General features: G+C 47.1%; 14 protein-coding genes. 3 read left to right on the top strand and 11 right to left on the bottom strand.

The genetic code is table 11. The features are described 5' to 3' along the window. Positions 1-129: 129 nt before the first annotated feature. Complete coding sequence (locus QVE09_RS25075) at positions 130-1,998, top strand: AbfB domain-containing protein (protein ID WP_315939010.1); 1,869 nt, start codon at positions 130-132, stop codon at positions 1,996-1,998. A 163-nt stretch (positions 1,999-2,161) separates the two neighbouring features. On the opposite strand, the gene QVE09_RS25070 is transcribed toward QVE09_RS25075, so the two are convergent. The 6 genes from QVE09_RS25070 to QVE09_RS25045 all read right to left on the bottom strand — a co-directional run bounded on the left by QVE09_RS25070 (position 2,162) and on the right by QVE09_RS25045 (position 14,799). Continuing rightward, positions 2,162-2,311, bottom strand: coding sequence for a hypothetical protein (locus tag QVE09_RS25070; RefSeq protein WP_221820092.1), 150 nt, complete (start codon positions 2,309-2,311; stop codon positions 2,162-2,164). Between the two features lie 219 nt (positions 2,312-2,530). Beyond that, positions 2,531-9,577: an InlB B-repeat-containing protein gene (locus QVE09_RS25065; protein WP_315939009.1), complete on the bottom strand. Its 7,047-nt coding sequence runs from the start codon at positions 9,575-9,577 to the stop codon at positions 2,531-2,533. Between the two features lie 379 nt (positions 9,578-9,956). Further along, a complete protein-coding gene (gene minD / locus QVE09_RS25060) occupies positions 9,957-10,766 on the bottom strand; it encodes a septum site-determining protein MinD (RefSeq protein ID WP_315939008.1) in 810 nt (269 codons plus the stop codon). A 334-nt stretch (positions 10,767-11,100) separates the two neighbouring features. Further along, the gene (locus tag QVE09_RS25055; RefSeq protein WP_315939007.1) at positions 11,101-11,784 is read right to left on the bottom strand and encodes a response regulator transcription factor; all 684 of its coding nucleotides are present in this window, start codon (positions 11,782-11,784) and stop codon (positions 11,101-11,103) included. A gap of 4 nt (positions 11,785-11,788) precedes the next feature. Continuing rightward, complete coding sequence (locus QVE09_RS25050) at positions 11,789-13,939, bottom strand: sensor histidine kinase (RefSeq protein WP_315939006.1); 2,151 nt, start codon at positions 13,937-13,939, stop codon at positions 11,789-11,791. Between the two features lie 266 nt (positions 13,940-14,205). Then, positions 14,206-14,799 (bottom strand): hypothetical protein, encoded by a 594-nt coding sequence (locus QVE09_RS25045; RefSeq protein ID WP_315939005.1) that lies wholly within the window; start codon positions 14,797-14,799, stop codon positions 14,206-14,208. A 267-nt stretch (positions 14,800-15,066) separates the two neighbouring features. Here QVE09_RS25045 and QVE09_RS25040 point away from each other — a divergent pair, with 267 nt between their 5' ends. Next, positions 15,067-15,927 carry a GNAT family N-acetyltransferase gene (locus QVE09_RS25040; protein WP_315939004.1) on the top strand — a complete coding sequence of 287 codons (861 nt, stop codon included), beginning with the start codon at positions 15,067-15,069 and terminating at the stop codon, positions 15,925-15,927. A gap of 49 nt (positions 15,928-15,976) precedes the next feature. Here QVE09_RS25040 and QVE09_RS25035 read toward each other — a convergent pair whose 3' ends face one another. The 4 genes from QVE09_RS25035 to QVE09_RS25020 all read right to left on the bottom strand — a co-directional run bounded on the left by QVE09_RS25035 (position 15,977) and on the right by QVE09_RS25020 (position 19,140). Further along, positions 15,977-16,522, bottom strand: coding sequence for a hypothetical protein (locus QVE09_RS25035; protein WP_315939003.1), 546 nt, complete (start codon positions 16,520-16,522; stop codon positions 15,977-15,979). A gap of 186 nt (positions 16,523-16,708) precedes the next feature. Continuing rightward, positions 16,709-16,978, bottom strand: coding sequence for a CD3324 family protein (locus tag QVE09_RS25030; protein WP_315939002.1), 270 nt, complete (start codon positions 16,976-16,978; stop codon positions 16,709-16,711). Between the two features lie 267 nt (positions 16,979-17,245). After that, positions 17,246-18,172, bottom strand: coding sequence for an oxidoreductase (locus QVE09_RS25025; protein WP_315939017.1), 927 nt, complete (start codon positions 18,170-18,172; stop codon positions 17,246-17,248). Positions 18,173-18,231: 59 nt separating this feature from the next. Further along, complete coding sequence (locus QVE09_RS25020) at positions 18,232-19,140, bottom strand: helix-turn-helix transcriptional regulator (RefSeq protein ID WP_315939001.1); 909 nt, start codon at positions 19,138-19,140, stop codon at positions 18,232-18,234. 69 nt (positions 19,141-19,209) lie between these two features. On the opposite strand from QVE09_RS25020, the gene QVE09_RS25015 reads away from it, so the two are divergent. Then, positions 19,210-19,776, top strand: a complete 567-nt coding sequence (locus QVE09_RS25015; RefSeq protein ID WP_315939000.1) for a dihydrofolate reductase family protein — start codon at positions 19,210-19,212, stop codon at positions 19,774-19,776. 310 nt (positions 19,777-20,086) lie between these two features. Here the strand turns inward: QVE09_RS25015 and QVE09_RS25010 are convergent, their stop codons facing one another. Then, complete coding sequence (locus QVE09_RS25010) at positions 20,087-21,217, bottom strand: SGNH/GDSL hydrolase family protein (protein WP_315938999.1); 1,131 nt, start codon at positions 21,215-21,217, stop codon at positions 20,087-20,089. Positions 21,218-21,389 lie beyond the last annotated feature (172 nt).

The raw sequence follows: 21,389 nt of genomic DNA, 5'->3' as shown, positions 1-21,389 counted from the left end.
GCTCAACCCCAAAGAGATGAAGGTTTGTTCAGCAATGGCTGAATTGTTCACTTGAAAAAGAGTCTAGCCGAACTAAAATATAAATGAAAGCGCTACATTTTATCTGATATTTTTCGGGAGGTGTATGTAATGGGTAACAGGAAATCCGTCTGGTTTCTGGTCTTTGCACTCACGTTCACCCTGTTTGGACTTCATCCTGAACGAACAAGCGCAGCAAGTGTCACGATAACCAATGGCACCGATTGGCTCGACACCGCAGGCAACCCCATCCATGCGAACAGCGGCAACATGCTGCAGGTAGGCTCGACGTATTATCTGTACGGTGAACATGCCGTGGGCGGCAGGTTCGACAGCGTGAACGTCTACACCTCCACCGATCTGAAGAACTGGACTTTCAGCAACGCCATTCTGACGAAAGATTCCGCAACCGAGCTGGCCTCCAGCAAGATCGAACGCCCCAAAGTTATCTATAACGCCTCCACCAACCAGTATGTGCTTTGGGCACACTATGAGAACGGTACGGACTACAACCTCGGGCGTGTAGCGGTCGCAACAAGCAATACTCCGAATGGCAAATTCACCTATGAGGGCAGCTTCCGCCCACTCAATTATGAATCCCGTGACATGACCGTCTTTGTTGATACAGATGGCACAGGTTATCTGGTTACTGCTTCACGCAAAAATGGCGGTGCCAATGATACGATGGCTATTTTCAAAATGAATGCAAGTTACACCGGAGTACAATCCTTCGAAGGCTGGCTGTTCGAGAACGCCTACCGTGAAGCACCTGCTGTTGTGAAAAAAGGGAACCGTTACTACCTCTTCACCTCCCAAGCCGCTGGCTGGTATCCGAATCAGGGTGCTTATGCTACAGCAACTTCCATGACGGGCCCATGGACTGCGCTTACGCCATATGGCAATCCATCTGCCTTTGGTTCGCAGATTCATGATATTGCCACGATTACAGGCAGCAACACCACATCCTACATCTACATGGGGGATCGCTGGAATCCGATGAACCTTGGAGAGCACAAACATATCTGGCTGCCGCTAACGTTGAATGATTCGAACGGAAAAGCATCACTGGAGTGGTATACAACTTGGAATATCGACGCAGTAACGGGTGCGGTAACACCGCCTGCTCTCGTCAATCATGCACAAGGCAAAACAGCTACCGCCAGCTCCACAGCCTCCGGCTCGTCTGCATCCAACGTCAATGATGGCAACTACCAGACTTCATGGGTGGCTTCCTCCAATAGCTGGCCTGCCTGGTGGCAGGTGGACTTCGGTGCACCGAAGACGATCACCGAGATCGACACGTCCTGGTTTATGTATAAAGGTTCTGAAGGGTACTACAAATACAAAATTGAGATTAGCAACGATGGTGTCAATTACTCCACCTTGGATCGCACCAACAATCTGACCTATGGCTTTACGACCGATGCTGTGCATTTTACCGCCCGTTATGTACGGATCAATATGGTGAACGCCGTCTTGTGGAATAATCCGGGGAACTGGTACACCCCAACCCTGCATGAAGTCAAAATGCTGGGCCCATCTACGCCTGAAGCTACAGGCTACAGCCAGTTCACTTCACACAATGTACCGGATCGCATGATCCGTCACGCCAACTATGTCGCTCGTATTGATGCAAATGTCTCCCCGACTTTGGACGCCCAGTTCCGCGTTGTACCGGGTCTTGCCAGCTCCACAGGAATATCACTGGAGTCCATCAACTTCCCGGGTTACTTTCTGAAGCGCAACACCAGCAATAAAATTGTACTTGAAGCTTATGCCGAAACCTCCGCCTACAAGGGAGATGCTACGTTCCTAAGCAGTCCTGGTTGGGCTGACAGCACCAAAGTATCCCTTCAATCGTACAGTCAGCCCGGATATTACATCCGGCATTATGACTACGTGTTACAGCTCGATGCCATCAACGCATCCAGCAGCTCGACTGTGAAGAGTGATGCCACGTTTGGGCGAACCAATTTCTAAACAAATGAATTACAGATGAGGATTTAGCCACCTACATCTACAATTTAAATTTCAGAGAAAGGCCGCTTTTTCAGGAGTCACAGCTGAAGAAGCGGTTCTTTCTGCTGCACTATTTTAGATATAGATTACGTAACCCTATCTCAGACTGAAAATATAGATTTAATTAGCGCGTAATCGCCAGCCAGCTCTCCATGGATATTTTATAACGACCGGCATATGCCTCTGCATTCACCCGTATATGCTCTACTTTTCCAAGAACCAGATGATCGCTGCATCGACTCCACCAACGAAGCCGGAACCATATTGATGACAAATTCCCCGTCTCTCGAATATTGAGGAGCGTGTCCTTCAAGATACCTTGGATGGAACATAATAAGCGTCAAAAGTTTGGTTCGAACCGCAGACTTGCCAGCTTGCACATTCCAGTTACATTGTGCTTTCCGACGCTTTTCCCTCGCCTTGCTAACGCAAAAAAAAGAGCCTGCTCCCTTCGGAGTAGACTCTTCTTTTACTTTTTGATTAACATCCTACACTATTGCAACTTATGTTTCCTCACAACTATTTTTCCTGAAACTTCCTCTCTATAAATCATATACAGGTTGCCGTCTTTACCCCTAGCGAAACTCAAAGTGAGCGGACTAGCTATGGAAAAACCTTCTTCGCCAACTTTGATCCACGCACTTTCGTACTTCACTACGGTTGCCAGTTTCTCATTTGATCGATCATCATAAGAAACATAAGGAACACCGTAGTCGTCAACAGCGAGTCTTAACCTTCTATAATCGGACGTCGGTACCCTGCCCTCACCGACCTTTTCCCAATCCGTCCCGTTGTAGCTCGTCAGAACCCAAGAGCCAGGCGTTGAGTAAAGGACATAGGGCACGCCATCAGGAGCAACCGCAAACTCTGCTGGTTCCACAAGAGCTCTTACTTCTACGAGACCCAAGTTGCCCATATGCTCCCAAGCTTCATTCTCATATTTCGAAACTGTGATACGTGAACCTCGTCCGTTTATAGCAGGATTCCCTCTATCGATAAATTCGGACACATCGTTCATTACATATGGGATATTGTTTCTATCAAATTGGATAACTGGATTAAGCGCCTTCCCGCCAAGACTATCGCCGCCAGTTACGGAAACCCAACTATTCCCTTCGTATTTAACCACTCTCATTTCATACTTATTGCTGCTAATTAAATGATTATAAACCAGATAAAGCACGTTATTTTGGTCAAACGCAATATTTGAACCTTCCCCCGGAAGAGATCCGTTGCGGGCTACATCTTCCCACTCCGTGCCGTTATACTTCTGCACATATACGCCTTCGCCGCTGGACGAAGTCTGGTAAAGATTGTCCTCATTGTCAAAGACAAACCGCGTATAGCTCAACTTGTCACCCGTGCCTTGGTAGATGTTCTTCCACACGCCTCCTTCATATTTGTCCAGGCGCAGGTCATTCGATCGATAAGAAGCATACACCGTACCCTCACTGTCGGTTAACACTTGATAAGTTGTACTGCCTTCTAACAAACCACCTACGTTGAACCACGGTGTCACTGACCATTTTGCGTACAAGGTAAGGGATGCCGTCACTTCCGTGTCGAAATCATAAGCTTGCGTTCCGGCAAGGTCGCTGTACCAACCGTCGAACTTATAACCCTCCCATGTTGGCGTAGTCGGTACTATCGCTTTGCCGCCGGGGCTTACCATTTGGTTCTCTACATCCGACCCGCCGTTGCTGTCGAAGCTCACCGTGAGCTTGTTGGATGTCCACTTCGCGTATAATGTTAAGTTATTCGTCACTGGTGTCGTGAAGCTGTAAGCCTCGATCAGACCTGCATCACTGTACCAGCCGTTAAAAATATACCCTTCCTTTGTTGGAGCGGCTGGCTCTGTAGCTGTTCCGTTGTATTCCACCGTCTGGTCATCAACCACCGAACCTTCATTGCTGTCAAAGGTCACTGTATAGATCGCTGTCCATTTTGCGTACAACGTGAGGTTTGTCGTCACCGATGTTGTGAAGCTGTAAGCTTGCGTACCGGCAAGGTCGCTGTACCAACCGCTGAACACATAGCCTTCGCGTATCGGTGCGGTAGGTTCTATAACCGTATCGCCCTCGTTCACGGACTGGCTGCTCACCAATGATCCGCCATTAATGCTGAAGTTCACAGTATAGCTGTTCTTCGTCCACTTCGCGTAGAGCGTTATATCTTCCATAACTCCTGCTGTAAAACCATAAGCAATCGTCAAGTCTATATCGCTGTACCAACCGTTAAACGTATAGCCTCCCCGTAAAGGAACGCCAGGAGCGGAAGCCACAGCGCCTTCGTTCACCGTTTTGGCATCAACGATCGACCCACCATTACTCTCAAAAGTCACCGTATAGGTATTCGGCACATAAACCGTCCACTTTGCGTACAACGTAAGATCCGTCGTCACTACTGCTGTTGTGAAGTCGTAAGGGGTGATCAGATCAATGTCGCTGTACCAACCACTGAATACGTAACCTTCGCGCTCCGGAGCGACTGGAGCTTCAGCCCTAGACCCTTCGTTCACCATCTGGCTCGTTACTATTGAGCCTTCGTTACTCTCGAAGCTCACCGTATAACGGAGCAGCCACTTCGCGTACAATGTAAGATCACCCGTCACCGGTGCCGCGAAGTCGTAGAGAGTCGTCAGGTCGCTGCCGCTGTACCAACCGCCGAAGACATAACCTTCATTCGTCGGTTCAACCGGTGTGCTGACCAAACTGCCATACCCTACCGTCTGGTTCTCCACTTCTTCCGCTCCGCCATTGCTGTTGAAGCTCACCGTATAAGCGTTCGTCGTCCACTGCGCGGTGAACATAATGCTTTCCTCAGGCATGGTTGTCGGAGGAGTTGGTGACCATCCTGTGAAGACATGCCCCTGCCAGATCGGTGTGCCCAGATAGAGCTGCGTCGTCGCTCCAAATGGAACTTCTACAACTTTGGTCTCTTGGCCGGAACCATTGTAATCGACCGTCAATGTATGAGCATCACGCTTATAATACAGCTTCAGAACCGTTTTTCCATTGCCGGTTATCTGACTTGTTAACACCGTTCCGAGAATATTTTCATCCAGTTTAAACCCAGCATAGGACCTTGGAGTTATATTCGTCAGATTGGCTTCTGTATCGGTAGCTCCGCGATACGTTTCCGTATCTGCCACCGTATAGGTGTCACTCGCCATATTCTGCTTCAAATACACGACTTGGTAAGGCGTATCTTCTTTGGCTGTCCATATTGCGGTATACTCCGTATTCGAAGTCGGCATCACGCTTGGCGCCTCCGGCGACCAACCGGCAAACGTATAACCCGGTCTTGTCGGCACCGGTATACGCCCCTCGATATTTCGGCCGGACGGTTCGGTTACGGTGCTGCGCGGAGAGCCCGGATAGCTCAAATTAAAAGTGATAGTCGGACTCGTCGGATAATACTCAACCCTTACGACCGTCGAACCATCCCCCTTGATCAGGCGTCCGTATATTTCTCCGTTCGCATAACCTCGATCCTTGTATCGGTCAGAGTTGATGCGAATCTCCGTATCGGTCGTTCCTGTCAACAGTTCCTTATAATCCGGCGTAGTCGAAATCGACTTTCTTGTATTCGGGTCTATCAAATAATGCTCCACTGTATATGGCGTATTCTGGTTCGCTGTCCAGTGCGCATACAGTTGGTAATCATCCTTAGGCATGCGGCTCGGAATCGTTACCTTTGTTCCCCCTGTAGCTGCCGTATACCATCCGTCAAATGTATAGCCCGGATAGACCGGAGTAGGCACATTAACCGCTGCATTATAAACAAATGGAAGAACCTGAGTCGCGTTGCCGTTTCGTGGATCCAACTGGAGGATATATTCACCCTCCGTAACGCGCCACGTCAACGGTATCGTGCGCTTGAGCGTACGAGACGTGAATGAAAGCGGCGATCCTTTCCAAGTGATGACCAGATTACCCTTACTTACCGGAAGGCTGGTATTCACTACTTCGACCTTATTCGTACCCAAGTTATACCTGAAATTCGCATTGTCTACGTATATATCGAACCTTGAAGCACCAAACGCTTGAGTATCGGTATCGCCTGTTTTCAAATCGAACATACTCATCGAGAGCATCGACTGCGGTACATCAAGGGATGCCGCAACACCTGCCAGACCAAGCAAAAGATTCTTATCCTGCGGATAAGCGAAGTCGGAGACGTTGTATTGTTCACCAATCGTATATAGTGGCCACTCTTCATCAACCAGCCCCACGCTGCCCGAGAGCGCTCCATCACCCAACTGGGCACCGAGTTCGACCTCCAAATAGATACCGATCTCAACAAACAGAGCACCTAAAGACTTTGTAGATCTTACCCCGTTTGTATTTGTCAACTGATAGTAGAAGTAACCCCATAGATTGATATACACACCAGGTTCTACGGCAAGTCCAATACTATTTAATTTGACACTGCCAATCCCCGCTTTGACCTCCATATGAATGCCGGCTCGCAACCCGAGCGTCCCCATCACATAGAAGGTGAACTGGTAATCGCCGTCTCCCGGTAAGCTTACCGTATTGCTTGAACCGCTGAAACTTAGCACACGTAAGGTCACCGAGTAGCGCTTCGCCATCTTGTAGTAGAAATCTGCACCCATCGTTAAGTTAACCTGAGCACTGACTACAAACTCTGCTTCAAATTTCACTTCTACAATCCCGAATGCCACGCGCACACTTTTTTCAAAGAGCTCTTTCTTGATCAAAGGAACCCATTCCGTATCTTGCTCCAACATCTCTTGGTACTGTTCTTTCAATTCCTCCGTATCCACGGAGGTACCTTGTACACCATCCATAGATGCTTTGATCTGTGTGGCGATGTCCTGTACCTGACCTAACCTGCCGGCTTTTTTCTCTCCGGCCCAGTTATTCAATGCAGCCTGCAACTTATCTGGTTCGATGAGCGCCATCTCTGCTGTAATATTAAGTCCGGTATAGCTGTAGGCATCCAGATTCGCCGTAATTACATAATCATCAATGCTGTACCAGTAAGGGATTCCCCACTTTTTCAGCCAATGCCCCTGCATATCACCATTAATGCCGAGATCCAGACTCATCTCCTGAACAAATGTACTGGTCATATGGATAACGAGATTGCTGTCTTCATTGATATCAACAACGATATCGGCACCGACTTGCAGTGTAGCACTGACGCCAGAACTTCGGCCGTTAATGTTCTTCAGCTTCGTCCCGAGTGAAGCAACAACGGTCAGCTTCTCCACACTTACCCGGCTCCCTTTACCGGACGCTAGGGAGGACTGAGCCTTGATCTGCTGGATTTCTTTCAAATCCTTGATATCCTTCGTTTCCATAGCTAGATCGGATAGATAATCTGCGGCTTGATCGACGAATCCGCTATCTCTCGCTTGCTGCTCGATCTGCTCTTCAAGCTCCGCGATCTGCTCTTCCGATAACAAATCTTCGCCGTCAATTGCTTGCTTCTGATAGATGTTGAAGGCATTCTCAATATCTTCAATCGTGGCATCAGTATATTCGATGACGTCCATCTCTGCTGCAGGCGTAATCGAAGTGATCCGCCCGTACCCAACGGTCTCAAAACCTGTTTCGGCGCCGAATTCACCTTTATAAAAACCGATAAAGTCACCCACATCCACCGTGGTTAACTCATCCAAGCCGAAAGGCTCATACAGGCTGTCGCTGTAGTTCATCTGGGTATGCTCAACTGTGATGGATTTGTTGTTCGGTTCTCCATCTGTGTCCGCTTCCACACTCACCGGCAGAACATCCGGCTTGAGCAACACTTGCTTGATATCCGCATGATCGTAGGTATAGGTGCTTCCGTCTACCGCCGTAATCTGGACATAGGCCACATCGCCGTCGTCAGCGCCGGTGGTTTCTAACGTGCGTTGATCGGGACGAACCCCTTGATAGATGGCGACTGTATTGCCGACTTGAATCACGGTGCTGCCGGAATACACGAACGTTCCACTGCTCGCATTCGCCTCGGCAAGCGCATTTTCGCTACCGCCCACCGTCGTGGCAACTACCGAAATCGCTGGTGAACCCACCTCTGTGCCATTCAGAATCATATCCGTGACATCCGTGTACGGAAGGTAGATCATGTTCGGGTTCAGCGGAATGTCTAAAACCTCTTGCTTAGCGACACTAAAAACGTAAATGCTTGTCGTTTCGTCTTGTCCTTGGAAGGACAACTTGTCATCCGTCAATGTAAGTTGATACGTATTACCTTCGACGAATTCTCCGTTTTCGGCTGCAGACGCTACCGTGAAGGCCCCGTTCCCGCCAGTAACGGTAATACCTGCGAAGTCAGGATTCGCCGTGTCTGTGAACGTCATACCCGCTTGGACCTCAGGTACTGTCAGATTGCCTGATGCGTCGTGTACTGCAATCGTGAAGTCCGGTGCTACATCCAGCACCGAATAGCTTGGCGTACTCTGTACAGCATTCTCGACGCTATCCGTATACTTCGCATACAACTTCATATCCTCAGTTAGCGTACTACCCTCTGCAAAGATGAGCGAGAAATCGCTATCTGTAAACCATCCTTGGAATATAAAACCTTCTTTTGTTGGAGCAGGCAGGTTATTTAGCACCTGGCCTTTTCGTACCGTCTGCGCAGCAACCGCCGTGCCTCCGTTGCTCTCAAACGTGAGCGTATACGCAGTAGAACCGGCGCCTGGGCTGCTTCCGTTGTCTCCAGGCGTTCCGCCACCACTATTACCGCCGGGTGACGGCGTTGGCGTTGATGTCACCGGCGAAGTCGGTGTTGGTGTCACCGGTTGTGCCGGTGTTGGTGTAGGCGTCACAGGCAATTCATTCTGATTTTTCCACGCCTCCACAACCGCATTGTTGCGCATGAAGAGAACCGCAGCTTCCGCGCGAGTCGCTTGCGCAAGCGGCTTGAAGTTGCCCTTTTCGTCCCCGGTGAATACCCCGGCTTGCCACAGCTTGACGACCGCGTCAATCGCCCAAGGCGAAACATCCGCAAGATCGCCCGGCTCTGTCGTGACCGGATTCTGGGTCTGATAAGGAATCTGTTCACTTTCGAAATATCGCAACGTCATCGTTGCCATCTGCTCCCGGGATACAGTGGCATTTGGCGAGTATTTACCTCCACCTGTACCGTCGGTGATTCCTTCCTTAACTGCCCATTCAACATACGGCGCATACCAACTGCCCGCTTGTACATCGGCAAAGCTCGAAGTAGAATACACGCCTGTATCTACCCCAGCCAATCGTCCGAGCGCCGTCACATACATGGCACGCGTCATCGTCCCTTTTGGTGAGAAGGTGCTGGCAGTCGTGCCACTAAATATCCCCTTCTCCTGCACCTGGACGACCGCATCGTGGAACCAGTCCGTTGGACTCACATCCTGGAACCCACTAGATTTGGATACTGCTGTCTGCTGGATCGGCAGTTCAGCCGCTGCTGCCGACTGCGCCGGAAATACGGGCACAGCAGACACAATTAAGCTGATAACCAGCATCCACAATAGAATCTGTGAGCTCAACTTCCACAACCGTTTTGTTGCTTTCTTCACAATCATTCATCCCTTCTATGTATAAAACTAAAGAACCGACTTTCTAGAACCTGACCAAGAGCAGATTCATCATGGTTAAAGATACTTTCGTTAGGCAAAACTCAACGCTCTTCTCGCTAACAACCGCAATGTAATGGATGCGGATTGGCAAATTCTATCGATTTTTCTCCTCGAATTCTATCATGCTAAATGAGCTGCTTGTGAAATATAAAGAAAACTTTAAGTTAGCAACAGCTCGCAAGCGAGAACATCATAGACATCAAAAAATAACGGTGTAGGAAGGGTAACTCCTACACCGTTATTTTTTCAGGAACTCTTTAGCTAGTCTGAAATCCATTCCAGATGATTCGCGTCTAAACGATTCATTTACCAAAATCGACTACATCCAACTACTCTCCCCCCACCGTAGTCTTTGAGAAAGCGAAAAAATACTTTTATGCTTCTTGGATTTTAATGAGATAAAAGGCTCCTGCTGATTCTTCGCCACATTGTGGGCGATGTGCCGGAAGCGCTGCCCGTTTTCAAACTCGGGATCAAGCGCAATCGGGATTCCTTTATGTACGGAACGTATAACTTCTACATCGCTATAGATCACGCCAATCACACCAATATTGAGAATATCGATGATATCCTCCATCTTTACCGTCGCCAAACTCGCTTCCTGTAAGTCAGCCATATTAATGATGAGCTGTGGGGGAGCCGGAATCCTATCTTCTAATAATCCGATTACGCGATCCGCGTCCTGAAGCGACGTACGATGAGGTGTAGTAACCACAATAGCCTCATCTGCCGCTAAAGATGTATTCCAGAATCCATTTTCAATGCCTGCCGGCGAATCGATCAGCACATAATCATAACCCTGGGCTATTTGCTGCACAACCTCGCGAAACACTTGCGGATCATCGTGATGCATCACGTCGTTACTGCAGGAGATAAAGAACAAAGTGCTGATTCGCTTGTCTTTGACGATCACTTGATGTAAAGCACAACGACCGGTCAGAAAATCGGAAATATGATAGTTTACCCTATTGCTCAAACCAAGCGGAATATCCAGATTTCTCAATCCAAAATCAGCGTCGATCAGGCAAACCCTGTTCCCCGATAAGGCAAGGGCAGTCCCCAGATTAGCCGTCACCGTCGTCTTGCCAACTCCACCTTTCCCTGATGTGATACATATAACTCGTGCCATTGGAGCCACTTCCTTCTTTAAGTACTAATGCGGGGCAGCATGACAACTATTTCTTCACGTATTATCGTTATATCGGGCCACTGTGATTTTATCATGGTGGATTAGCCTATTTGAGAAACCTAAAGAAAACTTTATAATCGTGCTCACAACGCACATCATTTTGAAGAGGATGGAAAAGCGTAGACTTGTGTTGAGGAATTTAATATCTTGGTAGGTTACAACGCTAGTGGAAAGAACAAAAAAATGGGAAAATAGCGTCAAGTACCACCCCAACGCCATTTTCCCACTTATAATAGATTACCACCCTTACCGCTATATTCATGCTTGTGAAGTACTATTTAGAAACCAGCATATATCCGCTCCCCCGAACCGTAATGATTTGCTCGGGATCGGCGGGGTCAGTCTCAATTTTTTTGCGTAAATTACTGATGTGTACTGCGACCGTTCTCGTATCCTCCAGACTTTCCATTCCCCAGATGATTTGAAACAACGTATCAACACTGATGACACGATTCACGTTTTGAGCCATATAGGACAGCAGACTGAACTCTTTTTTCGATAAAGAGATAGGCATACTCCCCATGTTGACGGACTGCGTATAGAAATCCAGTGTCAAACCCGGTAACTCCAGCAGTTGTTCCTTTCTGCCCGTTGATACTCTGCGAAGGTGCGCCTTGATCTTGGCCATGAGAACTCCCGGACTGAACGGCTTGGTCACATAATCGTCGCCACCATAGGATAACGCGCTAATTTTCACTTCGTCTTCTTCCTGGCTGCTCAAAAACATGATCGGTGCGCTGGTGAAGTTACGCGCATTCCTGCACCAATCAATGCCGTTTTCATTAGCCAGCAATATATCCAGTACAATCAAATCGGGCTCGAACGATGCAAGCAGCTCCATCGCTTCTGTCCCGCTATGACTGTAGGTGGAGATAAACCCCTCCCGTTCGCAATACACCTGAACAATCTCGCATATATGGGGATCATCATCAACGATCATTATTTTGTGAGTGTCCATCCCATCATCCCCTTCCTTCATTACCGATACAAGGAAGCGTTACATAGAAAGTCGCTCCCATCTTACCGTCGCTCTCCGCTCGAACTGTTCCTCCTTGTGCGAGTACGATTTCCCTGCAAATCGCTAGCCCTAGCCCACTGCCTTCTATTCCGTTCCCCAAGCCCGGCCGATCGTATCTGTAATTACGTTCGAAGATTTGCTCAAGCTGATCCGGAGGAATACCCATGCCAGAATCCTGTATGCTAATGATCGCATGGCGAGTATGATTTACCTCTTCCACAGCTAGCGCAATACGCACCAGCCCTCCGCTGGAGGTGAACTTCATAGCGTTCGACACTAGGTTAAATAAAGCCTGCTCTACTCTTTTGGCATCCATCTCGACAACAGGCAAGTTCGATCGTTGATCCTCCGTATCTCCGATATCCAGTGTGAAATCTAATCCTGCGTCACGTACAACCAACTCATATTGTTCAAAAAAATCACGCAAGAAGGGAATGATCTGAACCGGCTCCTTTCGGTACGAGACTTGTCCGGTCTCCAAATGCGATAAGAAGGACAACTCCTCGATCATGCGGTTAATCCTTATCGTGTTCTCCCGGATATACTTCAGATATTGTTCATTACGTTCCGGCTTGACCCTGTCCTGTATAGCTTCTACATACCCAAGCATGCTGGACAGCGGCATACGCAGATCATGCGTAATGTAGGCAAGAAGCTTCTTCCTCCCTTGCTCGGAGTGAAGCAACCGGTTATACGAAGTGCGGAGATCATCATGGGCTGTAGATAAGGCCCGTGTGCGCTCATCCACGGTCCGTTCCAAGCTAATATTCATTTCGATCAGCTTGTCGTTAGCATCCTGCAACTCACGTGAGATTCTCTCCTCATTGGATGCCGTCCTCGTAAATCTCGAAGAAAGCAGAATCATTTGTGCGATCGTAAATATCAATAAACCAAGCGGGGATGTATTTCCAATCAGCGACCATCCGTTATAATATAAAAAATCGTTGATCACCGTAATCAAAGTAACCACCGAAACCAGCAGGAAGATCAATGCTCCCTCCATACGTCGCAAAGCTACTTGAACTAACCCGAACATCAGATAAACCATATGTAGAACAACCATCACACCGATGATCAGCAAAAAATGAGTATATATAAGTGCAGGGGTTACCATAACAAAGATACACGATGCCCCCGTTGCGATCCGGGTAGCAAATCGAAACCATCGCGACACATAATTCGGAAAAATACAATCAAAATACATCGTTATGATATATCCGCTGACGCAAAGAATCAGATACTCGATCTTGAACTGCAATTCCCAAGGGAAATGAGGTAGCCATTGTGTAAGGACAAGCTCGCCGTTGAGCGAGGATCGGATACTAAGTAGTACAGTGAACAGGCCAAAATAAAACGGGGCTCTGTCCTTTCGTCGCAGCATGAACAACAGCAGATTATACAAACCAATCACCAGTAAACTTGCCGTGATGAACATGTCGGCTGCAAGATTCAAATTGGTCTTGGTCGTCAGTACATCACTGCCACCCAGTTCGATGTATTTGGTAATACCACCCCGATTATGTTGGAAGTTGGCTACTTGTATCACCAGCTCTAACGTATCATTTTCAGGCCGAACAAATAACAGCTTCGTTGCCAGATGTGGGGTCACGCGGCTCTTGTCCTGACCCACCTTACCAACTTCTTCTAGAAGATCGCCATTCACCCATAATTTGTACGCATGAAAAATGCTCGGCAACCGCAGAGTAAGCTGCTCGTTTCGATCCTTCTCGCTTAGTTGTATGACCAGTCGAAAGGTTGCGTAGCCTGTACCGCTCAGCCGCTGACCTTCTAACGGATAGCCCAGCCAGGAGCTAGGGATACTGATCCAGTGTTCCTGATTTCCTTCCCTTGCCAAACGGACCCGTATGTCCTCAGGCGACAGTAGTTCTTGCCAGTAGAAGGCCCACTCCCCTGTTAACTTTTGTGGATTCGTACTGAGCTGAACCTGCGTTAGATCCAGAATACCTTCTTCACTTTGGAACTTAGGAGAGTCCGGCTCAGAGAGGACGACATAACCTGCAACCAAGCCAACAATAACGGCAGCAACGATATAAAGCCAGACCGTACGAGAACCGACTCGAAGAATCCCCCTCATGATGAACCCAACCCCATTCTACAAAAGCGCAATAAGTACGTTGATTACCCAAATAATATCATCATTACAGGAGAATGTACCCTGCAAATTTCTAGGAAGAGACAAGAACAATCATCACGATGAAGCCCTTTTGAAGACACCCACTCGCTAGACAGGTAACCAAAAAAAGTACACACTTTGAAGTGCGTACTTTTATGAAGGAGCTTATTCGTAATGGATCATTCGAGCACAACCCCCATGTGCCGGAATCACAGACACTTTATGAACTATAGAGAACTATTGATGATGTCTGCAAATGCATCCCTGTTGTACGTATCATCCTGAATGCGCCATTCTCCCTGATCCTGCAAAAAGGTGATATCACCCGATAGCGGAATGGACTTGAACTCCTTGCCGTTCTCGTCTGTAAACTTCAGATCGAGCGTGTATTCCACAAGAATCCAGTCGCTCTTGTTATCTTTGATCTTGGTTTGTATATTTTCAGGATGCAGTTTCGCTTGTTCGATGTGTGCAACCTGAAGAGGCAAGACAATATATCGATTAGCCATGTAAGCCTCATAATTCCTGGAGGTCAGAAACGGCTTCATCGTCTCTCCTTTGGCCAATAACCCTTCCATCTCTAACGTATCCTCATAGTCCTTGCCATCCACAGTGAGTTCTGTTGTCTTATACTCCAGTGACATTTCGAGCGCTTGTTGCTGCTCCTCCGCCGTCGCCTTCTGGTCCCCCGTATCACTTGGCTGCTCCGTTGCTGGTGGAGTGACGGGTTCAGTGCTTTCCGCTGGTTCAGATGGTGTACATCCCATTAACATGGCGGCAGAAAGAAATAATATACCCATCACATATGCCAACTTGCGCATGGTTAACCCCTCCCTTTCTCGTCAGTATTACTCTCAATTATCCCTTCAATAGGATATAATGTCCAGTTATTGGGCACATCTGAACAGACACCCAGTGAATTACATCCATTGGGTGTCATCTTCATAATAGATTGTGTTATAGTCATCGGAAGTGATTTGGAGGAGATAATAATGATGATCAAAATTACAACTGGACCAACTCTCGAAGGATAGCGCCTGCGGGTCCAATAACTGCGTGTTTCCTTCAACAATGAAGGTGTGAAAGCTATGTCAAACTATCAAGTCGTTCCCATGGTCTATAACTCTAAGGAACAGATTGAAGCTATTATTTTACTCGAACAACAATGTAAGCAGCTTGATTCCGTTCATCTGAAAGCAGACCTTGACCATATTAGCAAAAAAGACGGAGACCATGCACTCCTCTGTTATCGCCACGGTGATTTGGTAGGACTCCTCAGTTGGTATCCATCCGACGGCGTAACCGGGAATATTAATGCCATCGTACACCCAGATTTTCGTCGCCAAGGTGTGTTCAGCAGCCTACTGAAAAGGGCCATCCTGGATATGAAACCACAGGGGATCAACCAACTCAGTTATCGCGTTCCTCAGGGCTTATCTCCGGGCCTTCTTACTGCCCAATCCCTTGGAGCCATTTATGATCGTGCGGAGTACTCGATGCAACTTGTGAATGAGGTCCTTTCCGTTGTGGAGCCACCTGAACTAACGTTGTCCGTGGCAGAAACCGAGGATATGGAGTTTATGGTCACTTGCTCCTCCCAAGCCTTTGGAGATTCGGAGGACTGGACACGCGAGTACTTTATGCAAACGAATGAACCCAGCCGAGTCACCTATATTGTATGGCAGAATCAACTGCCTGTTGGGCTGGTACGGGTCAACTCCATTAATGAGACAACCGCATTTATTCATAACTTCTGTATCTTGCCTGCTTATCAGGGACAGAAACTGGGGCGCACTGCGCTTAGCATCCTGGTTGATCTCCTAAGGAAAGAAAGTTACACAGATATTCGCCTATCCGTTGTTACTGAGAACAAACGCGCTTTGAATCTGTACCGCAGTGTTGGTTTTGAAGTAAATTCCGAGTATCATTATTTCAACGGTAGTTTATAAAAGGCAATGGAGAGAGATCGTTTTCCGCCAAGGGAGACGGTCTCTCTTTTTATATATTGGAGAATTGAAAAATCAATTTATAACCATCGAACGTTTGCCCGTACATCTCCCGATAGTTACCTTTGGTATAATTAGCCACTGTTTTTCGCCAGAAAGATTGGCCAATCTTATTTTTCTCCGATGGATTGGTGAACAACTCCCAGTTTCCTCTAAACATGCCGAAGATCGTTGATGCCACGTGTTCAGCAACACCTACACCTCGAAACGGCTGCATCAGAAAGAAATCATGTACAAAGTACTCCGTGCCTTGTGAGCAATATGGCGGAGTAGCCACAAACGCAAAACCTGCCGGTAGGCCATCCACAATCATCAGGAACGGGTAAAGACATTCTGGTTTTTCCCACCAGATGTTCTGTACATCATACTGATCTTGTAACGTTTTATATTCAGGACTTGGTTCGAAAATGCCATGTTTATTCGGGGTATGCTCTCCACCCAAACCATAATGTCCAGATAGGTCATGAAGGTATAGTGGGTACATATTTTTAATCACATACGCCTCGTCTTTATTTGTTAATTTCACTTCTATATTCATATTCACCAACCTCACCAGATGATTTGAAAACTTATTTCAAGAACTCTCATCGCGCGCATCCTAATACCGTCAAATAAATTGTACGCGTAGTTAACAACCTCGAATATGTAAAAAACCTTTAATAACCATTCTTTATTCTTACAGGAAAAAGCCAAATTCGATTGCTCGAACATGGCTTTTATAGTTTCATCCTTTTTTGCAATATACAATTTTCTTGATGCTATCCATGGATAAACAGTATTGATCTGCAAGCTCATCGATGGTTGTTCCTACAGCAAAAAGCCTGCGGATCTCATCGTTCCGCTCCCGGACAATCCTTCTGCCACCCGAATTCTCGCCCCACTTCTTGTGGGCATCCTTGGGCCTCGGAATATAGATCAGGCCTCCGGAGATATGACGTTGTATTTCTTTGAGCAATTCTTCCGGGAAGATTGTATCCGCATTAATATATTTCACGTTGCTCCACTCCTTAAAAGTTAGAATCTTTAAGGCAGCAGAGTCGTACGATGAACGCATTGGATATGCACTACAATGGTATGGCGGAAATGGATTTCACGCTCTATACAAACAACCGCCGTTGTTCATCGCATGGACTCTGCATAGAGCGGATCGTGAAACTTCTTATGAATCGAATCATGGTAGCCCCCCATTCAATCATATTCGTGCTGAAGAATTTTCAACTATCCATACCATAATAAGGTTTATTTTCCTTCATGGCAAAATCTAGACATCAAATCTGTAATAAACCCCTGTTAATTCTTCTGAAACGTTCCATAGCTTGTTTGAAATGTCAGAATTATATAATTTTTCGATAATCTTAGCGCTCTTGGGATAGCCCTTAGTGCCACCAATACCGCCAGGAGCAATATACTCTCCTCCCGTAATTGTCGGATCCGTTGCAGCGTACAAGGTAGGTAAGGCTCCCATATGTGCAGGTTGACTAACGATTTTCAGAAAACTCCGCATGAATATATTAGCCTGTTTCCCCGAACCGAAAGAGAATAGATTGGTATTGGAAATTCCTGGATGAGCGGCGATACTCATAGAATCCATATGGTCGGAATTAAACTTATTCTGCAGTTCTCTCGCAAACATCAGATTGGCTAGCTTGCTTTGACTGTAGAACTTCATGGGATTATATCCTTTGGAGCCATCTAAATTATTAAAATCAATCGCACCATTATGAGCTGCGATACTACTTACAGTGACAACTCTCGATTTCGAAGTAGAGATCAATCGAGGCAATAGTAGACCCGTAAGCGCAAAATGACCTAGATGATTACTACCAAACTGTAATTCAAAGCCATCTTTCGTCAACTGGAATGGAGGGTTCATAATTCCTGCATTATTAACGAGAATGGACAAAGAATCGAATTGCTCAAGAAAAGCGGCTGCGAACTTATGGATACTAGCTAAATCGCTAAGGTCGAGCTGCATAACGATTACCTCTCCAGCTATATGCACAGACGACTTTATTTTATTAGCTGCCTTTTCACCTTTTTCCAGATTACGAACTGCAAGGATAACTTTTGCGCCTTTTTCAGCCAACGCTAATGCCGTTTCATACCCTAATCCGCTGTTCGAACCTGTCACAATCACTACTTTATCGGATACAGTCGGGATGATGTCTTTAGTCCAAACTTTGCTCATTTTTCTACACACCTTTCCTATTCCTTCCTTGATACCCGAATATCCAGCGTTTAAAGCTTTTATCCCCCACCATACTGGCATAAACTCCGTTCCAGCAGCTCTCTAACCTGCTGCTTTAACTCAGTTGGTGAGATCACCTTCACTTCCGGCCCATAGGAGAGTAACTTTCGCGCTGTAAAAGAGAATTCCTCGGGCGGAACAAGTCCGCGCCACTCGTTGCCTTGAACCGACTTGAACAACACATCTGAAGTGGCAATCCTTGCTCCAAATTCCGTGAATTGCAGCACCACTTCTACGCTTGCTCTGTCTTCTTTGGCATCTAGCCACGCCTTCAGGCTAGGAACAGATTCATCCACCGATTCCATAACAGCCAACTGCTGCATGCGATCCACCCGATACAACAGAACACGATCCTTATTCCGGGCTGGCATGTACCAATGTCCCTGCTCATAGTAGATGCCATAAGGAAAGACCTTGACTTTTTTACGCCCACTGCGGGCATGATACATAAATTGGATTTCTCTCTTTTCTACCGCTGCACTCAATATCTCGGTTGTTAAAGACTCGGCATGCCCACCAGGGCGCTGGATAAAGGTGATATGCTCTCTCATTCGCATAATGAGATCCTGTACATCTTCAGGCAAAGTAGAGAAATACTGTTCAGCCAGATGTTCACGCATTGATCCATATGGAAAATCCGGTACTTGCTGTAGATATTCCAGCATCATAAATAGCCCTAATGCCTCCTGCTGTGTGAGTTGAAGAGGTGGCAAAATCCGATTGGGCAACACCCGGTATCCGCCGTTCACGCCAACTTCGGTGTACAAAGGAAAACCCAGCGCCTGCAATGCATCCAGATCTCGCTGGATCGTACGAACCGATACGCTAAACCGCTCTGCCAGTTCCCGGGCAGTGAACTTCTGTCTGGAATCCATCAGGCGCATGATGGCCAGTTTTCGATGATTCATGAATTCAACATCCTAACTACGTCAACTTTTGTCATAGTTAAAGTGTATCATACATTTTAGAAGGGAGCGATGAACATGTCTGATAACAAAACCATTTTGTACATTGCTATGAGTTTGGATGGATATATTGCAAGACTGGACGGTTCGGTGGATTGGTTATTTGATGTGGAGGGTGATGGTGGAGACAACGGGTATGCTGCATTTTATGAAACGATCGGTAGCCTTGTTATGGGACGTCATACGTATGAAGAGGTGCTCACACTGTCTGAAGAATTCCCCTATGCGGATCGGCCAACATATGTGCTTTCTCGCTCAGAACAGCCACCCGCTCCGCATGTACAGTTTACAACCGAGACGGTAGATACGCTCATTCCCCGGTTAAAGCAGGATCCTGATGGAGACGTATGGATTGTAGGTGGCGGTAAGCTCGTACAAGCAGTTATGGAGCAAAAATTACTGGATGAAATTGAAGTCGCCATCATTCCCAAAATTCTTGGTGAAGGCATCCCCTTATTCCCGACAGGCACAGTGCCAAGTCAATTCAAAATGGTCCGAACCCAGACGCTGGGACAGATCATCTCGATTCGTTATGAGGTACAGAACAGCGGCACAGCGGATACATCTTCGAATGTCTAGATAATGTATATAAGTTGAACTAATCATTTACATGATAACGGAGAGGACAGAAATAACCTGAATAAGCGAAGCGTTCGCCTTTATCCCCGGATTTTCCCCTTTAAAAAAGGGAATGAAAAAAATCTGGGGATAACAGCGATTGGAAGGTTGTTCTGTCATCGTAGTGTCAGTGTAAATAATCTTTAGTTCAACTTAGTATAGAAAAGGAAAAAGACCATTCTTATGATGAAGGGACCTCATGAAGTTAGCACCATCTAACCATTCGGGTACCGTTCATGAAAGAGTGGTCTTTCCATTATCATGTATCAAGCTATCCTAGTATTCCTCGTACATATTCCGCTAACACCTCTGCCGTCCTACGGTGAGATAATTCGCCTGGATGGGTACGTGCGCCTACCGTCTCTTCGGTTGTATCGGGAAGCTGGATAATCTTAACCTTGCGATCTCCTGTCCCCTTTGTATACGCATCAACCGCACGGTAGATGGCAGGCATCATGGGAAAACCAAGCATGCCGTACGCCCATACAAGTTGTGCCACAGGATTGTTTTTCCGAAGTTTGAACAGGAACTGTTCCACCGCTTTCTCAAAAGCAGCCAGATCTTCTTCATGATACGTACCATCTTCGTTCAAACGTTGCTTGTACACCTTGCCAGTGTCGGGGTCTTTCCACTCAGGTGACTGAAATGCACCCCCATCATTGCTGCCCAAGTTCACGACCACCACGTCCGGCTGCCAGGAACCAAAATCATGCTGATCTCCTGCGCCTAACGCTTCGTTACGTTCTCCGGCAAGCAGGCCACAGACCTGCTCGTAAACATCGGGGATGTTCCCCTGCGGATTGTTATCCCAACTTGTCAGCACACCCCAGCCACTTTGCGAGATAACTCGGTATTCTGCATTCAATGCCTCTGCTGTCATAAACGTATAATTATGTATGGCGCTGAACCACATTGGAATCCAATCTTCCTCCGCTTTAGCTCCAATCGCACCTTCGCCTGATGTAATACTGTCACCGATGAACTCGATCTTGTACGGTTTTTCCTGCACAGGCAGGAACGCTCCATCCGATTTCACCGCATGAATCTGCAAGGAACAGCCCGGGTCACCACTCATCGCTTGAACATCCTTAACGATCCGTACATTCTTCACCACATCCGTGTTCATTCCCCGGAATACACAGACCCAGTACCTTCCCGCCGTTAACATCTGTCTGCTCACCGGAACACCATTGATCAGAATGCTGATCCATGACTCATACATGTCATACTGGGACCCTACCTCAACCCATAGTTCGGAGCCCTGTACATTTAGTTCAACTGCACTCCCGGTCCAAAATAACGTCAACGGAGCCAACTCTCCAGTTGTTCTGCCATGCACTTTGAGATAAGGCAGTTCCGTTAACTCATAGATCTTTAACCCGGTATTCGCTTGTACACTCATCCTTTATTCCCCCTCAACAATTCATAAAAGTAGTTATTAAGCGCTTTCCTATGTATCGATAATATGTTCGTCGTGATGAATCCATCTTATTATGTATTACGCACAGCACCAAAAATCCCCTGCAAGCAAGCCATGTTCAAGTCCATCATATCAGATGTTCTGGAACGATCGT

This window comes from Paenibacillus sp. ClWae2A (assembly GCF_032452295.1).
Taxonomy (GTDB): Bacteria; Bacillota; Bacilli; order Paenibacillales; family Paenibacillaceae; genus Paenibacillus.
The sequence above is the reverse complement of the archived record's forward strand: the minus strand, read 5'-3'. Positions and strand labels throughout refer to the sequence as shown.

Bases quoted from the DNA above. Each gene is read 5' to 3' on its own strand.
- QVE09_RS25040 (WP_315939004.1), top strand. From the start codon at position 15,067: ATGTCAAACTATCAAGTCGTTCCCATGGTCTATAACTCTAAGGAACAG.
- QVE09_RS25020 (WP_315939001.1), bottom strand. From the start codon at position 19,140: ATGAATCATCGAAAACTGGCCATCATGCGCCTGATGGATTCCAGACAG.
- QVE09_RS25035 (WP_315939003.1), bottom strand. From the start codon at position 16,522: ATGAATATAGAAGTGAAATTAACAAATAAAGACGAGGCGTATGTGATT.
- QVE09_RS25010 (WP_315938999.1), bottom strand. From the start codon at position 21,217: ATGAGTGTACAAGCGAATACCGGGTTAAAGATCTATGAGTTAACGGAA.
- QVE09_RS25045 (WP_315939005.1), bottom strand. From the start codon at position 14,799: ATGCGCAAGTTGGCATATGTGATGGGTATATTATTTCTTTCTGCCGCC.
- QVE09_RS25050 (WP_315939006.1), bottom strand. From the start codon at position 13,939: ATGAGGGGGATTCTTCGAGTCGGTTCTCGTACGGTCTGGCTTTATATC.
- QVE09_RS25025 (WP_315939017.1), bottom strand. From the start codon at position 18,172: ATGAGCAAAGTTTGGACTAAAGACATCATCCCGACTGTATCCGATAAA.
- QVE09_RS25075 (WP_315939010.1), top strand. From the start codon at position 130: ATGGGTAACAGGAAATCCGTCTGGTTTCTGGTCTTTGCACTCACGTTC.
- minD (WP_315939008.1), bottom strand. From the start codon at position 10,766: ATGGCACGAGTTATATGTATCACATCAGGGAAAGGTGGAGTTGGCAAG.
- QVE09_RS25015 (WP_315939000.1), top strand. From the start codon at position 19,210: ATGAACATGTCTGATAACAAAACCATTTTGTACATTGCTATGAGTTTG.
- QVE09_RS25055 (WP_315939007.1), bottom strand. From the start codon at position 11,784: ATGGACACTCACAAAATAATGATCGTTGATGATGATCCCCATATATGC.